Below are 14,027 nucleotides of genomic sequence, written 5' to 3'. Positions count from 1 at the left end.
CAGAAGCATGGCGAGCTGTATCTGGCGTGGTGTCCGACATTCAGCTTCGAACAAGTGAGGCGAAGCGACAATAACGCAAAATACACTTGGCCTGAGAGGTCGCAACATTGAGCCGGTTCGCACTGTGTAGGAACTCCATGCCCGCCGCGCATCGGAATGGCTCGACGTCATGGAGTAGATGACGATCGGCGCCTCTTGCCATTGAAACTTGTCTACGTGCCGATGCGAACGCCAGGAACGCGCTCTTGCAGCTCGAAAACCTGCGCGTTGTAGCGTGCAATGATCAGCACATCGTCCAGCCGCACCGGCGCCTTGCCGATCGAGTGGCTGACCGATTCCAGCCTGCCGTCGCACTACGCCATGGTAGGAGATATCCGCCGGACGCTGATTTCCTGGAGCCCGGCGGTTTTCGTCGGCTTCAACTCCATCCGCTTCGACGAGGAGATGCTGCGCCACGCGCTCTTCCAGTGCCTGTATCCGGCGTATCTGACGAGTAATCATCGCAACTGCCGTGCCGATGCGCTCAGTCTGGTGAAGCCGCCGATGCCGTATCGCCTGCGCAGCTGGTTGTGCCGGTCAGCGAAGAAGGGCGGCGGACATTTCGCTTGCAACAGCTGGCGGCGGCGAATGGCGTCGCCCACGCTCGGGCACACGACGCGATGTCCGATGTGCTTGCGACGCTCGAACTGTGTCGATTGGTCTATCAAAGGTCTCCGGAGTTGTGGCAGCGCTTCGTGCGCTTCTCAAACAAGGCCGCCGTCGCGGATTTCGTTGAGGCCGAAGACGGCTTCGTGTTGACCGAGGTTTTCGGCGGCCAAGCCTATCATACTCGTCTGCATCGGCAGGGATCCGATCAAGCCAATGGCCGGCTTTGCTTGAGTCTCAACGAAGACATCGGCCGGCTTGCCGCGATGAGCGACCTCGAACTGCAAGTTCATCTGACGCACAAGCCGAGTCCGATCCGTCGCTTCAGGATCAATGCCGCGCCCACGCTGACGGCGTTCTACGACGCTCCCGAGCATATGCTGGATGGCGGTTCGATCGGCGCCATCGAAGACCAGGCCCGTCGCATGAAGACGGACACCGGTCTGCGCGCGCGGCTTGTGGCTGCTTACACGGCCGCACGCGAGCCCTACGCTTTGTCTCCGCACATCGAAGAGCGCATCTATAACGGCTTTCCCGGCCCTGCTGACGAGGCACGCATTGCCGCGTTCCACGATGCGCGATGGGAGGACCGCTTCGTGATCGTCCAGGGTATGGAGGACGAGCGACTGCGCTGGTTCGGGCTCCGGTTGATCTATTTCGAAGCGCGCTCGGTTCTCCCCGAGCCTGCTCGATTGGAGGTCGAGCGCTACTTGATAGATCAGATGACAGGCGACGGTTCGGGCTGCCTCACCTTCGATCAGGCGATGGTCGAGACGGAAAGGGTGCTTGGCGAGTTCGCCGGTCCAGACGATCTTCTGATCCACTATCGCACTCATCTGCAGGATCGATTTGCGCGGCTTGAGGCCTATCGGACACGGCTGGTCGCCTGAACCGACCGGTTCGGGGTGGTCTGACTTTCGCGCATCTGAAATGCGGGGAAGTCTGTGACGATCCTCCTGGTCGGTGAGAACATTGACAGGCGGCGCGCCCATGCCCAAGCGTCGGCAGGCGAGCTAATTCAGCTCGTCCGCGGGGTCTATGCCCAGGCCAATGCCGATGTCGACACGGCGGTCTTGGCCCACGCCGTGCGCATCGCACATTATCTCTACCCGGCCGCTTATCTCTCGTCCGCCTCAGCCGCACTCCTGCGGCCGACCTCTTACGGTCGGCTTTTCCTCAGCGGACGTCGCAATCAGCGCAACCGGATTCGTACTCTCGAAATCGTCCAGAACGAGGCGCCGGCACATCCATCGACGGCGCCTGCAATCGTAGGCGACGATCAGGGCGAGATCAGGATCGAGGGGTCGTCGCCGCGCCAGCGGTTCCTGGAAGCTTTCCGCCTCCGAAGCGAGCACGCCAGCGCCATCACCGACGAGCTTCGCGCGGACATGGCTGCGCGGCTGGTCGAGGAGTTTGGATCACCACAAGCGGCGGCGGACGCGCTCTGGGCTTTGGCTCGCGAGAACGGATGGTATCGCGAGGGCGAGGGCGCCGAGCGCTACCTGACGACACGCTCGGCGGTCGGCAAGCCCGCCGCGAACAAGGCGGCGCTTGAGCGGATCGTGGCCTGGCATGGCGAGCCCCTCGGCCGCCTGACGCATGACGGCTTCGAATGGCGCTGGAAGGCCGCGGCAAATGCGGCGCCGTCGCTCGTCCGCCAGACGGCGCCCGGCAAGCTGCCAGCCTGCGACCAAAGGCGGCGCCCTCGAGAAGGCTGTCGGCAAGGACGGAGGATCGGTCAAGATCCAGAAAGTCAACGGTCAATTTCAAGAAGAGTGGACTTATCCGCGTGCTGCCGATCCCAAGAAGTCGCCGGGCTAATTCGTATCCACCTCCCGGCACTTCAACGAAAGCAATCCGCATGCTTCGCACGATCGACGAAGTCATGGCCGATCTTCCACCGGCCCAGCAGGAAGAAATCGAGAGACGATGTTACGCGTTGCATCAAACTCTGCCAGTCCCGCGGCGCGACAAAGCGCCAGGCGACCCGCCTGCGGCCAAAAGCATAGGCCCTCGCTTGCCGCGCCATCGATAACCTATCGAGACTTCCTCGCTCTCGCCAACCTACCACCGCGAGGGCGTGAAGCCGTGATCGTCATCGTCACCAAATAGACGCTCCGCCTCGAAACGATCCTCGATCGCCCGCGGGGATAGGCGAGCCTCGCGCTGCGCCAAGTGCTCTGTGGTTCAAGCCAGAAACGCCAACAATCTGGGGCTCGGTTCGGCCGAAACCTCTTCGGTAAGCATGGTGATGAGACGACGTAGTCGGTCCAGTTCATCAAGTCCGGAGAGAGAAGCGCGCTCAGTCCGTTGGTGCGGCGATCCTCAATATGTTTGACGCGCGCAGCGAGTTCGCGACGACGACGCTCTTCCTCAATCCTCCGCTGCTCTACCTCCCGCCTGAGCCGTTCTTCAGTTTTCGCCGCAGCAAGTACTGCAAGGCCTACAGCTATGTCGCTGGCCATAACTCCAGCCGCTGAACCTTGGTGTCGCGGAAACTGCGGCGTGGTGCGGTGCCCCGGAAGACATACACCTGCTCGAACTCAACGAGAGCTGGCCGGTTGGATGGGTGGTCCCATTCAGGAAAACGAGGTCTGTCGGAGAATACATCGTCCCAAGATGTCGATTTCCACTGATAAGAGAAGTGACCCAGTCGGAGGGCATTTTTCCATCGAGAACTATCAATGGAAATCCCGGGTCACTTCTCGACGGAAATCAACAGTCCGTAACAGCGACGAAGAGGCGGACCATGATCAATCCTGCTGGTCCATTGTGGCAATAGGCAGAGATGCCCCCCCGGCTCCGATTAGTTGGTCGCACATCGATCTTTGGCATCACGCTTCCTCCAACCTTCGCAGACGAGCCTTGATCCCATTGCAGATGCTGTCAGCGACTTCGGCAGGAAATGCTTTCGGGAGCGACGCGGTGACCTGTTCGACTGCTACTGGCGCCTGCGTACGCAGCTCATCGAAGATCGTGGTCACGAGTCCCGCGCCAATCCCTGCCTTAGCGGCGGTCTGAACAAAATGGCGAGGCATGACGCCGTCGACGACGTAGTGGCGGCTGTCGCCGACCGCCATGGCCAGCTTCATCTTGTTACGGTTGATCTGGCCTGCGTCGAGGCTGGGCTGCGCTGAGATCACATCGTAGAGCGGGGTCATGCGGAAGCGACCGCCCGGAGAGAGAAAAACGCTGAAATTCTTGGCGTGACCATCCGTGGCACCGAGCAGCCAGAAGGCAATTGCGGCCTTCAGAAACGTCGTTTGATCTGCCTCCGGCTGATCGCTTCCCTTCAGCAGATTGAGAATAGCCGGAATGCCGGGCCCGCCATCGGATTCGTATTTCAAGGACGGCGGCACGGACCAGGCCTGGCAGCAATCCTCCTGGGGCAAACGCAGGAGACGATTGTCACCGGTCCAGCGGCGGTCGAACCGCTCGACCACGAGCACGCGGTTGCCTTCAAACTCCTCGATGGCGATGGCGGCGCTCGGAAGTCCAAGAGCGGCTGTCAGCTTGAGGCAGAAGAACTCATTCTCGACGCTGTAGGAAAGATCGATGCCGTTTGGCAGTCGGCCAATCTGCGGTTTGAGGATGTGCGTCGTGGCCGTAGTCGCCAGCGGCTTGTACCAACGCCCTTTCCAGAACAGGAGTGCGGTCTTTTCCTGGGCGCCGGCGATCGAGATCCGAAAGTCCTCGTCCTCACCAAGCCCAAGGGGGGCCGATGCAAGGTCGCCGAGAAGCCGGGCGATTTCCTTGTCGTCAACGGGTTTGCCGTCGACAGCGCCGGCGGCGCCAGGTTCGATGCCGTCCGGGCAAGAATTGCAATGCGCCGACGCAGTCCCGTCCGACAGCAGCGAGTAGGTCGTAAGCGTCTATGCCCTGAGCGTGGACTCGCTCCGCCATGCGGCGGCGGATGGGCGTGCTGTCGGGCAGGAGGTTGTCGAAGACGGCGACGACAGGGGCACCGATATAGCGGTCCTCACGCAGAGGCAGAGATAGCGACACGGGCAGCGCATGCTCCCAGGCAAGCCAGGACGGATCGTACTGAAAGTCGATTGCGCCGCTGGATTGCCTGTTGAGGCGCCCGACAAGACGGCCGTTCAAGAAGACGTTGAGCGGGATATGCCGCCGCGGGCGGGCCATCAAAAGATGTCCTCGATCTCAGCCGGCTTTGCCTTTGTCCTAGGACGGATAACGAACTCCAGGTCGAGCGCTGCGAGAATGTCGCAAAGCGTTCCGAGCTGAGTCCCGGGCGCGCCATTCTCGACGGCCGAGATCGTTGCCTGCCGTAGCTTTGTCTTGTCCTTGATGCTGGTCTGGTTCAGACCAAGCTTGCGGCGTTGTCGGCGGATGGCATCTCCGATTTGCTTAGGCGTTCGGGCGATCTGATCCACGGATTACCTCTCTGGCATGCTATATACGCCCTAGAGGATAAATGTCAATATACGCCTTAGAGGATAAAAATATGCATACCTTCTAGCGTATAAAACTTATAAATACGCTTTAGCGTATAGCAGCCCTCCCAAGAGCTCTCGCTCCTCATATCCCCTGATCTCGCGATAACGACGAACGGTGTCCTGCAAGTGCGCGCGTTTACCGATTCGGTTCGAGGAGAGCACCCACAAACATGGCGCTATCTCGAGCTGACAGCTCGACCACGGCAAGGCTGTCCTCCTGGAGCTCCAGGCAAGCACTGTCAGGAATTTCATCGTTTCCGTTCATCACGTCATCACCGCTTTCGCACTCCGACACCTATACATTGACCGCCCCATCCATCCATCCGCTCCATCGAACACCGAAGCAAGACCGAAGGCGTCGCGCCTTCGCAATACTCAATGAGTACAGTGGAGTCGGACCGACCGAGAGGATTGGATTGACTACCATTTCCCGTGAGGCACTTTACGATCTTGTTTGGACAGAGCCGGTGCGCACGATTGCTCAGCGCATGGGTGTCTCCGATGTGTGGCTGAAAAAGTGCTGTGCCAAGGCTGACATTCCCGTACCGGACCGAGGCTATTGGGCAAAGCTCCGCGCCGACAAGAAGGTCATCCGCCAGAAACTGCCGCCACGGTCACCAGGAATGGCGACAGTCGTGACGATCGGAACCGGCCCGCGCTCGTATCCGTGGCCTCCCAATCCTGAGGCCGAACTTGCCGCACCGCGGCCGACTGAACCCACGTTCGCCGAATCTATCGAAGCTGTTGCTGCCAGAGTCGACCAGTCACTCGGGAAGATCCGTTTCATGCGTGACCTTGGATCGGCCCATAGTTTGATCCGCCATCTGCTCGACGAAGATGCGTTGCATCGTCTGAAACCCAGCGATGCTCCGTACAAACTCCGTTACAGCGAACCCTTCTTCGATAACCCTTTCGAACGGAGACGGCTGCGGATTTTGAACAACCTGTTCCTTGTTCTGATCAAGGCCGGCCACCAGCCTTGGCTTGGCGAACAGGCCCGCAATATCGGTGTGACAGTCGGCAGCCAGAAGATCTCGTTCACGCTTGACCACCCCAGGGCCAGGACGCAGGCCAACGGACGAATGCAGACACCGCATGAAGCTTACGAAATCCTGCGGCTGGAAATCTCAGCCACCGGGGATTCCTGGACAGATGATCACAGCGGCCGCATCGAGGATCGGCTTAGAGAAATCGTCCTGAAGCTAACAGTAGCCGGTGAAGTCCAGTACCGGCCAACGCCCACACCGCCTATGAACACGCATGCCGACGCCGTGCCGAGATGGAGCACAGGCTGGCCGAACAATGCGCTGAGGTAGCCCGACTTGCGCGCGAGAAGGCCCTCAAGGCGGAAGCGGAGGAACGCAAAACATTGCTTCGAATGGCAGCCGACCACCGTGCCGCCCAGGATATTCGCACATTTGTCAAAGCCGCGATGGCGGCCTTCGGTAAGAACAAGGCGATGGAAAGAGCCGCCACAGACTGTGGCGGCTTGGGCCTTGGGAGTCGCAGACCAAATCGATGATCGGCAAAGTGACCCTCCATCTAGTTGAGGAGCTCAATCGCTGCGATCGATCGAACCTGGTTGTGCGTCGACGATCAGGGATCTTTCAGACAAACGAGCCAGCCCTCGCAAAGCAAGAAGCACCTAGCTTTTGAGCATTTCGAGCGAATGATGTAGAGCTATCGATGACTGAACGTGCTCTGAGAACTCTCAGCGTAACGCCGATCCATCTCAGCGTCGCCACCCACATACCGGGCAAGCATTCCCCTCGAAATTCCCCGAATGTCCTCCGGCCGCCTCAGCGAGGGTACGCTGCGCAACTGGCGGTCTTATAGAATTGGTCCATCATTCATCAAGGTTGGCAAGGCCATCTTGTATCCAGTTGAGGAGTTGAACCGTTGGGACCGGTCAAACCTCGTTTCATGCAAACGAACGAGATCTTATCCGCTTGAAGCCACCGAGATCGGGATCGCAAAAATTTAGTCGCTTCCCGACCTTCACGGTCGCTTCCTTTAGCGAAGCAGCGAAGTGACATGTCCCTCCTCTGAGCAGGATGGTAACCAACATAGATGGATTCGGATCCGTGCTACAACGTGATCGTAGCATCTCGAGCGGGCCGCTGCATGACATCTCGGGTTTATCACGATCCGTAACGAGGAACGGACCCCAATCACATACCCCTCTCGAACTTAGGAAATCACTAGAAGCTTGCTTCTAAAAGAGATTCTTCCTTTAGGTATGTTGATGCACAACCATCCGGCCTCAGATGCTCCGCCCGCTAAGGCGGCTTCGCTTTCACGTCACTTTGCGAGAACGTATTGTTTCCGTGGCGCTCGCCCAGCGTCTCACTTCGCCAGACTTCGGATCGCGTTCGAGCAAGCCGCCAGCGCATCGTTATCACTTGCGGCAACGCATGCGCACATCTGCTGGCTTGTTGCGCACCAGCGTGCGGTTCGGGCCGAACCCGCCCACCGACAATATGGTGCTGCTTCCAGTTCCGACTTCTCGCGCAATGAACCATACGAGTTCACCGATCTGCGCTCACTGGCCATACTGATTTCGTGCTCTGGCCATCTACATTCGCGCGCAGCGGGCGACATACCGTTCGTGCGACGCTGCTGCGGAGCGAGGGTCATTGCTCGTGAGCCGGATCTTTCCTCGCGGTGGCTACGAGATACCGAATGGCACCAGGAGAGCCGTCTTCGCGAAGCTGGTCTGCAGCCGGCGGACCGAACTAATGCTGACCTCGCCTTTGGATCGCTGAGCTTTGCCAAGTAGCAAATTAGCCCTGCTCTTTCATGACCGAGCGCCGCCGGAAATCCTCGTGCAATAAGCTCAGCGCCGCGCGTTCGTCTTCGTGCTCTCTGCTTCTCCTTGGATGGCGATTTCAACAAGCGCTGCTGCGACCCGTGTCTCATCCGGATGCTTCGATGTCAGCCTTGAAACCATTGTCAGGAAGCTGACGCGACATGGGAATTCAGTTTGGCGCGCGGTTTTGCTTTGTCGGGTCATCATCACCAATCGTCGTGCGGTGATCTTCGGGACGACCTCGCCATGCGTTACCGCCTGTCTGGTCTACTCCGACGATTTGTCGTGTGGCGATACTTAATGAGCGGGCTCGTGACCCGGGAAAGAGAAGGCAATCTTTGATGCGAGCTGGAGTTTTTCTTTTTGGGACCATGACAATTGCGCTCGTCGCAAGCGGCGTAGCCAAGGCGCACCAGTCAGAAGCGACACTGCCAAGGGCGGTGTGGAATTGGTCGGGCGGCTATATTGGCGGACACGTCGGCGGAGGGTACGGTCGAACCTCCTTTAGCAATCCGTATGGTCCATCAATTTATGGCGGCGTCGTCGATACCCCGGCGTTCCTTGCAGGTGGTCAGATCGGCTACAACTGGCAGAATAACAGCTGGGTGTTCGGCATCGAGCTCGATGTCAGCGGCGCTGTCTCCGAGGGCACAAATACATGCCTTGCCCCTTCGGGCTTCGTCGTGAGCGCAAACTGCAAGGCAGGTCCGAGTCTCTTTGCCACCGGGACCGGTCGCGTCGGTTACGCCTTTGGAGCACTCGGGCATACGCTTGCCTATCTCAAGGCGGGCGTAGCCTGGCAAAACAATCGAGGCGACGTCGTCAACAACCTTGAAGGCGGCGGCTTGCCGCAGGAAAAAACCCATTTCGACTATGGTCGCCTCGGTGGCGTCATCGGGCTCGGCGTCGAGCGAGCCCTGACGCCTGCATGGTCGGTGAACGTTGAGTATGACTATCTGCATTTTTGGCGGACCAGGTGTCGCGACCGCTGCGACAGTCCAGTTCCCGTCTGCAATTCTGCCGCCGAACACAACCAATCTGTCCAGCAACTATCACATCGGAAAGATTGGTCTGAACTACCATTTCGACGCCGACCGGCAGGCGACGCACTGGTCCGATACGTTGCCATACGCGAAGGCACCCGTCAGCATGCCGCCCGTTCCCTACGTGACCGGCTGGTCATTCGAAGGCGGCTCCCGGCTCTGGCTCAGTCGGGGATGATTCCAATGGGACGCAGTGCCCCATGGCGGATCTCAAGATCCCAGCATGCTCTTATCGAGGCTCACTTATCACGGACTGGACGGACTTTCGGGAGAGTTATTCGGCCGCCTTGAGAGCCCCTGGGGTGTGTTCCTGAAGAGCAATATTGGCCTCGGGCAGTTCAACAAAGGAAACATGAACGATGAAGATTGGGGCGGCTCGTATGTCAACACGGTATCAGGGCAAGCAAATGGAAGGTTCACATATTACACGGCCGACGTCGGTTACGATTTCTTGCGCGGTACCGACTACAAGTTCGGCGGATTTGTAGGCTGGACCTATTACGGCCAGAGCTCGGACTCGAGGGGATGCGTGCAGATGGCAAATCCCCTTACTTCATGTCTTAGCTCGGGTGACAACAGGGTCATCGGCGGCGAGGATACTCAATGGAATGCGCCCCGGATCGGCATGAGCGCCGAAATCATGTTGACCTAGCGTTGGCGCGTGAGCGCTGATGTCGCGTACCTGCCGTGGACCGATTTCAAGGGGCGCGACTATCACCTCTTGCGCGACTTGACCACTTTTGCTGAACAACGCGGCAACGGTGGCGGCGGAGTCCAGATTGAAGGCGTGTTGTCCTACTTCATCACCAACAACATCAGCATCGACGCCGGCGCCAGAATGGGCGCCGGCCCCTTAATATGTCGGGCTCGTGCTTTGACAGCGTCGAGCGAACGAGTGAGGACCCGGTTTATCAGCATGGAGTTATTGTTTGAAGGTGCTGCGGTCTTTGCGGCGCGTCATTGCAAGCCGCAATGCGCTGAGCGCGGGCCGATTATTCTGCGGCGGCGGGCCAGCGCTGGGTACCGACGTTGTGAGGCCAGAGCGTTCAGGGCGATGCGGTGGCATACCAGCGCTAACCGGGCCGGGCTCTCAACTCCTCGACGAGCCGCCGGAGCTGTCCCGCCGGCATCTTTAGATTGCCGGTCAGCTGCGAGAATCGGCACAAGTGCATCACGGAAAAAGATCGCGGCCCGGGGGTGACTCGTAAGCGCCATCTCTCAATTTAGGACGGGCGAATGGGTGACCTCCGTACCGGCCGGTCAGCGCAATCTCGAGCTGATTTCTCTGGCTGACCAACGCGCCGTTCGTAATTGGCGGCCAGCCGCAACAAGCGCACCTTGATGAATGGGTCAGCTTGCTCGGCAAGTTCCCGCACGGTCCGCGCCCTCTCTCTACAAAACTCGTCGTCCATGACATCCTACCAGATATTGCCTCGCCGATAATGCCAGTTGAGAAGCGGGACTGCATATGAACGAGGTTACACTGCAAGATATTTTCCTAAGTGGTTGGGAAGCAAGCGCTCGCCTCATTCAGCAACGAGCGGGACGGCGTCCTTGTCCTTTCCGCCAGACGACTTTGCACGAGCAGGTCCTGTTCGGCGGAACGACCACCGTGAAGCGCTCAGAAGCGGCGAGGACACCGCCCTTCAATGCTCCGCTCCTCTGATGCCTCCAGGCTCGGCCGTGACAGGGGCCAAATCTGTCATGACATTAGCAACGGCTCACGCGCAGGGCTTTCTCCGACCGGAAAAGACAATCGTTCCGGGCCCATCAAGAGGAAATGTAGATTTGATCGATGCTGCGCGAGGACGATGGCATTTTTGCCAACTTAAGTGCCGCGCCGCCTCGTCCCCGGTGCGGGTCCCATTTAAGGCAACCCTGCTTCATGCTGTCCGTCGACTAGATCGACCTTTCCTGCGGCGTCGCCGCGAGCTCGGATGGCGACTGCGGGGAGCAATAAGTGAATTTGTTGCATCCGTGACCGCTTGCGCAACGACTTCGCTGAATGAGGGATCGATGGTCGATCGAAGCAGCTCTCTTTGATCGGCGACGGCCTTTTCGAGCGCAGACAGGAATTGCCGGCCCTCCTGCGTGATTTCCCAGCCGAGAGCGTCACGAACGACAAACCTCGCCGAAAAGATATTCAGATCCGGCGCATGTTCGGCCAACCGCTTCATGCGATCGGTCCAGTCGCGGCCGCTGTTCATCAAGATCTCCACGGCGCGTCGGACTTCGGCAACAGAGGCCCGCCCGGTGGGCTGACCGGCCAGCACTTTCAGGACGGTCAGCTGGAACGACACTTGCCGTGTCTCCGATGGGCTGTGTGGTGCAGTTCCCCTACAATGGATCAAGGCTTGGGGCGCATCGTCAACAGCATGGCGCCGTTAACCTCAACTATATTGGCTAACCCAGCGCGCCGGCGTCCTGAAATCGCTCGCCGGCTCATGCGCGAGCGGTCCTCGCGCGGGCAAAGATGTCAGCGCCGCAGGCTCGTATCGTCCATAACGGACAAATTCCCCTCGGTGAGCTCCTTCAGAATCGACAGCACAAGCTTTGCGTCGGCGGGTGCAGTAAGTTGCTGTGAGACATGCGCGGCGTACACCTCCTGGCCCGCTGGGCAGGAGTGTACGGTTCGGACCATTCATGGCACCGAGGATATTGTGTCAGGTCCACTCTGCACCAAGGCGAGCAGAATCCGGAACTGCTTGGCACCGGCGAGCAGTGCCTTGATTGAACCTGCCACGGGCTTGCGGCAAAGCCTCAGTTGGAAGCGACGGTCGTAAAGGACCGCCCGGCGCACCAGACACCAGGCATCGCCGGACAGGGGCAAGATCACAGGTTGCAGAAGGCAGCCCGGAGGCGCACGTCAATCAGCCAACCCGAAGATCCTCAGCTGACGCCTTGCCCGAGCGCCCGGCCTTGAGCTCGTAACTGACCCGAGCCCCCTCTTCGAGGGTGGTGTAACCGGCCTTTTCCACGGCACTGATGTGCACGAAGACATCGGCACTTCCGTCCTCCGGCCGAATAAAGCCATACCCTTTGTTGGAATTGAACCACTTCACAATACCCATTGCCACGGCGGCATCTCCATCAGTGAACGTTCGTGATCTAGCGAAGAGTCTCGCGGCCATCAAGATGGGCGGCAAAAAGACGCTCGTCCGCTGCGGACGTCACGCCCTCAGCCTTTTGCCCGATGACCAAAGTGCCGACACGCACACACACCTCTTTTGTACGGCGGCCGACTGCAAGACCCTGACGTCGCAGAACCTCGCTTCAGGGAAGCGGGAACCGGATGGGCGTTCAGCCCGCGGCTTAATCATCGCGCGCCACCTTGTTACATGATAGTTGCAGAGCCGACGAAGTAGGATGCGCTTCCGGAGCCGAGCTGGAGCGAATGCTGCGATCTCCCTTGCAGAACCAGGCGACGGAAAATTCCCTTACGCAGCCCGGCGCAGGATCAGCAATCCGTGTCGCCTCTGTACGAAACGTACACTCGCTCTTGCCATTACAGGCTTCTGCAAGCGCATCCGTGGTGTTGCCGCGCGCTGACATCCAGCGGCAATTGCCGCCATACGTGCCGGAGACAACAGAAATACCAGATTGCGTGATGGCATTCCCGGTCGCATCCCGCAGTGCATACGCGGCGGCCCCACCGACAAGTGCGGCAAAGCCGACGGTTCCCAATCGCACCAGGAGCCTGCGCTGTTCCGCCGAGGCTGCCTGATAGGCACCGCGAATTCGCCTGCGGGCCGGTACCTCAAAGCCGAAATGCAGCAGGATCGCGGCGCACGTCGCCAGGGCGAAAGCAAGAGCGAGCGCACCGAGGTGGCCAAGCAGTTGGCTCGCGGTTTCCCAACGCACCACCGGAAAACGCCGGAAGATGATGATGTGTATAAGATAGAGGGCAAAGCTGGCCTCCCCCAGAAAGACAAGCCACCTTGCTGACAACAGAAGTCCTGCAGTGCTGCTGGGCTGAGCCGCCGCGACAAGGATGAGCGCAACCGGGGCCGCCAGGGCGATATTGTTGCGTGCAATATCGAACAGGCTCATGGAAGCGCCAAATGGCGGCTTGTGGGCGGTAAACCAGAACACCCAACCAATCGCACAGACGCCAACAACTGCCGCGATGTCGAGCAGAGCGCGAGACGGCCTGAAATCCTGCGCCGACCACACTTCATGGAGCCTTGCCAAGCAACAGCCAAGAATGAACTCCCACACCCTGCAAAACGGCGAAAAGTAGACGATCCAGAGGATGAGCGTGTTCTTCCAGTTCGGCAGAGCCGCCTCCGTTCCATAGGCATGAAGCGCAAACAGGTTGATGCGGCCCTGCAGCATGAGCACGGCAAGGTCGATGCCAAGCTCGATTGCGACGGCTCCAATGGCGCACAAAACCACGGCGGGCACAGTTCTGATCCGCGCAAGGAGAGGACAAACGAGCGGAAAAACGAGATAGAAGAACCATTCGGTGCTCACTGACCAGGAGACGATGCCGACCTCTTCGTACTGCCAAACGGGGGCGACACCGGCGACATTTGCGAAAAACCAGCTTTGAACCATCCCGAGTTGAAACGGTACAAGGTGCGTAGAGAATCCTTCGGCCGACGCCTTGGTTCCGAGAAGCCATGGCCAGACCATCGGTCCGGTCAGCAATTCGATCAGAAACAGAACAACGAACAGAGGATAGATTCGCGCTATGCGCGCCACGAGAAAGTCCGGGATCGCTTTCCGCGGGCTGCTCACAATCGAGCTGCCATAGTTATATTGAATGACAAAACCACTCAGCGTGAAGAAGATGGACATACCGAGCAGGCCGAGTGTCCCGACGCTGATGTCAAGTCCGAGACTGGGTCCCTGCAGGAACAGACTGCCGCCGTGAGACAATGCCACCGCTGCTGCCGCGACAAACCGGATACCGGTCAGCGCGGGTATCTGCTTAACCATCGATGTCGCTCGTCATTTGCGAGGTGGGTACAAATCCTGGCGATCGATGGCACCAACGGCAGGCAGCTGGAGAGAACGCTAAAGGCAAGAACGACTGATCGCATCGCGCGAGCGTGCCATGCGATCAGCCAA

The 14,027-nt window shown here is 59.2% G+C and carries 12 protein-coding genes; 6 read left to right on the top strand and 6 right to left on the bottom strand.

The features are described 5' to 3' along the window. Positions 1–605: 605 nt before the first annotated feature. The 3 genes from ACVW1B_RS02270 to ACVW1B_RS02260 all read left to right on the top strand — a co-directional run bounded on the left by ACVW1B_RS02270 (position 606) and on the right by ACVW1B_RS02260 (position 3,125). Positions 606–1,535: a hypothetical protein gene (locus ACVW1B_RS02270; protein ID WP_253603482.1), complete on the top strand. Its 930-nt coding sequence runs from the start codon at positions 606–608 to the stop codon at positions 1,533–1,535. 54 nt (positions 1,536–1,589) lie between these two features. Then, positions 1,590–2,654: a hypothetical protein gene (locus tag ACVW1B_RS02265; protein WP_309144983.1), complete on the top strand. Its 1,065-nt coding sequence runs from the start codon at positions 1,590–1,592 to the stop codon at positions 2,652–2,654. A gap of 321 nt (positions 2,655–2,975) precedes the next feature. After that, a complete protein-coding gene (locus ACVW1B_RS02260) occupies positions 2,976–3,125 on the top strand; it encodes a hypothetical protein (protein ID WP_176731264.1) in 150 nt (49 codons plus the stop codon). Positions 3,126–3,479: 354 nt separating this feature from the next. On the opposite strand, the gene ACVW1B_RS02255 is transcribed toward ACVW1B_RS02260, so the two are convergent. The 3 genes from ACVW1B_RS02255 to ACVW1B_RS02245 all read right to left on the bottom strand — a co-directional run bounded on the left by ACVW1B_RS02255 (position 3,480) and on the right by ACVW1B_RS02245 (position 5,039). Further along, on the bottom strand, positions 3,480–4,292 hold the full coding sequence (locus tag ACVW1B_RS02255; RefSeq protein ID WP_456822998.1) for a HipA domain-containing protein: 813 nt from the start codon (positions 4,290–4,292) through the stop codon (positions 3,480–3,482). A 112-nt stretch (positions 4,293–4,404) separates the two neighbouring features. After that, positions 4,405–4,788, bottom strand: coding sequence for a HipA N-terminal domain-containing protein (locus tag ACVW1B_RS02250; protein WP_456821167.1), 384 nt, complete (start codon positions 4,786–4,788; stop codon positions 4,405–4,407). Further along, positions 4,788–5,039: a helix-turn-helix domain-containing protein gene (locus ACVW1B_RS02245; protein WP_069275780.1), complete on the bottom strand. Its 252-nt coding sequence runs from the start codon at positions 5,037–5,039 to the stop codon at positions 4,788–4,790. Before ACVW1B_RS02245 ends, ACVW1B_RS02250 begins: the two co-directional genes overlap by 1 nt. A 479-nt stretch (positions 5,040–5,518) precedes the next feature. Here ACVW1B_RS02245 and ACVW1B_RS02240 point away from each other — a divergent pair, with 479 nt between their 5' ends. The 3 genes from ACVW1B_RS02240 to ACVW1B_RS02230 all read left to right on the top strand — a co-directional run bounded on the left by ACVW1B_RS02240 (position 5,519) and on the right by ACVW1B_RS02230 (position 9,606). Beyond that, positions 5,519–6,418 carry a hypothetical protein gene (locus tag ACVW1B_RS02240; RefSeq protein WP_253603485.1) on the top strand — a complete coding sequence of 300 codons (900 nt, stop codon included), beginning with the start codon at positions 5,519–5,521 and terminating at the stop codon, positions 6,416–6,418. A 1,834-nt stretch (positions 6,419–8,252) separates the two neighbouring features. Continuing rightward, positions 8,253–9,245, top strand: coding sequence for an outer membrane protein (locus ACVW1B_RS02235; protein ID WP_309145193.1), 993 nt, complete (start codon positions 8,253–8,255; stop codon positions 9,243–9,245). Then, complete coding sequence (locus ACVW1B_RS02230; RefSeq protein WP_253610074.1) at positions 9,178–9,606, top strand: hypothetical protein; 429 nt, start codon at positions 9,178–9,180, stop codon at positions 9,604–9,606. The genes ACVW1B_RS02235 and ACVW1B_RS02230 overlap by 68 nt, the downstream gene beginning before the upstream one ends. 1,231 nt (positions 9,607–10,837) lie before the next feature. Here the strand turns inward: ACVW1B_RS02230 and ACVW1B_RS02225 are convergent. The 3 genes from ACVW1B_RS02225 to ACVW1B_RS02215 form a co-directional block, all read right to left on the bottom strand. Continuing rightward, a complete protein-coding gene (locus ACVW1B_RS02225; protein ID WP_141713236.1) occupies positions 10,838–11,254 on the bottom strand; it encodes a hypothetical protein in 417 nt (138 codons plus the stop codon). A gap of 570 nt (positions 11,255–11,824) precedes the next feature. Next, positions 11,825–12,031 (bottom strand): cold-shock protein, encoded by a 207-nt coding sequence (locus tag ACVW1B_RS02220; RefSeq protein ID WP_057016816.1) that lies wholly within the window; start codon positions 12,029–12,031, stop codon positions 11,825–11,827. Positions 12,032–12,266: 235 nt separating this feature from the next. Further along, entirely contained in the window at positions 12,267–13,895 is a 1,629-nt protein-coding gene (locus ACVW1B_RS02215) for an acyltransferase family protein (RefSeq protein WP_253603487.1), read from the bottom strand. Between the last annotated feature and the right edge of the window lie 132 nt (positions 13,896–14,027).

This window comes from Bradyrhizobium sp. USDA 4502 (genome assembly GCF_054063355.1).
This window is presented reverse-complemented; position numbering and strand designations above follow the sequence as displayed.

Excerpts from the sequence above, each read along its gene's own strand:
- ACVW1B_RS02215 (WP_253603487.1), bottom strand. The coding sequence starts at position 13,895 with ATGGTTAAGCAGATACCCGCGCTGACCGGTATCCGGTTTGTCGCGGCA.
- ACVW1B_RS02260 (WP_176731264.1), top strand. The coding sequence starts at position 2,976 with ATGTTTGACGCGCGCAGCGAGTTCGCGACGACGACGCTCTTCCTCAAT.
- ACVW1B_RS02230 (WP_253610074.1), top strand. The coding sequence starts at position 9,178 with ATGCTCTTATCGAGGCTCACTTATCACGGACTGGACGGACTTTCGGGA.
- ACVW1B_RS02250 (WP_456821167.1), bottom strand. The coding sequence starts at position 4,788 with ATGGCCCGCCCGCGGCGGCATATCCCGCTCAACGTCTTCTTGAACGGC.
- ACVW1B_RS02235 (WP_309145193.1), top strand. The coding sequence starts at position 8,253 with ATGCGAGCTGGAGTTTTTCTTTTTGGGACCATGACAATTGCGCTCGTC.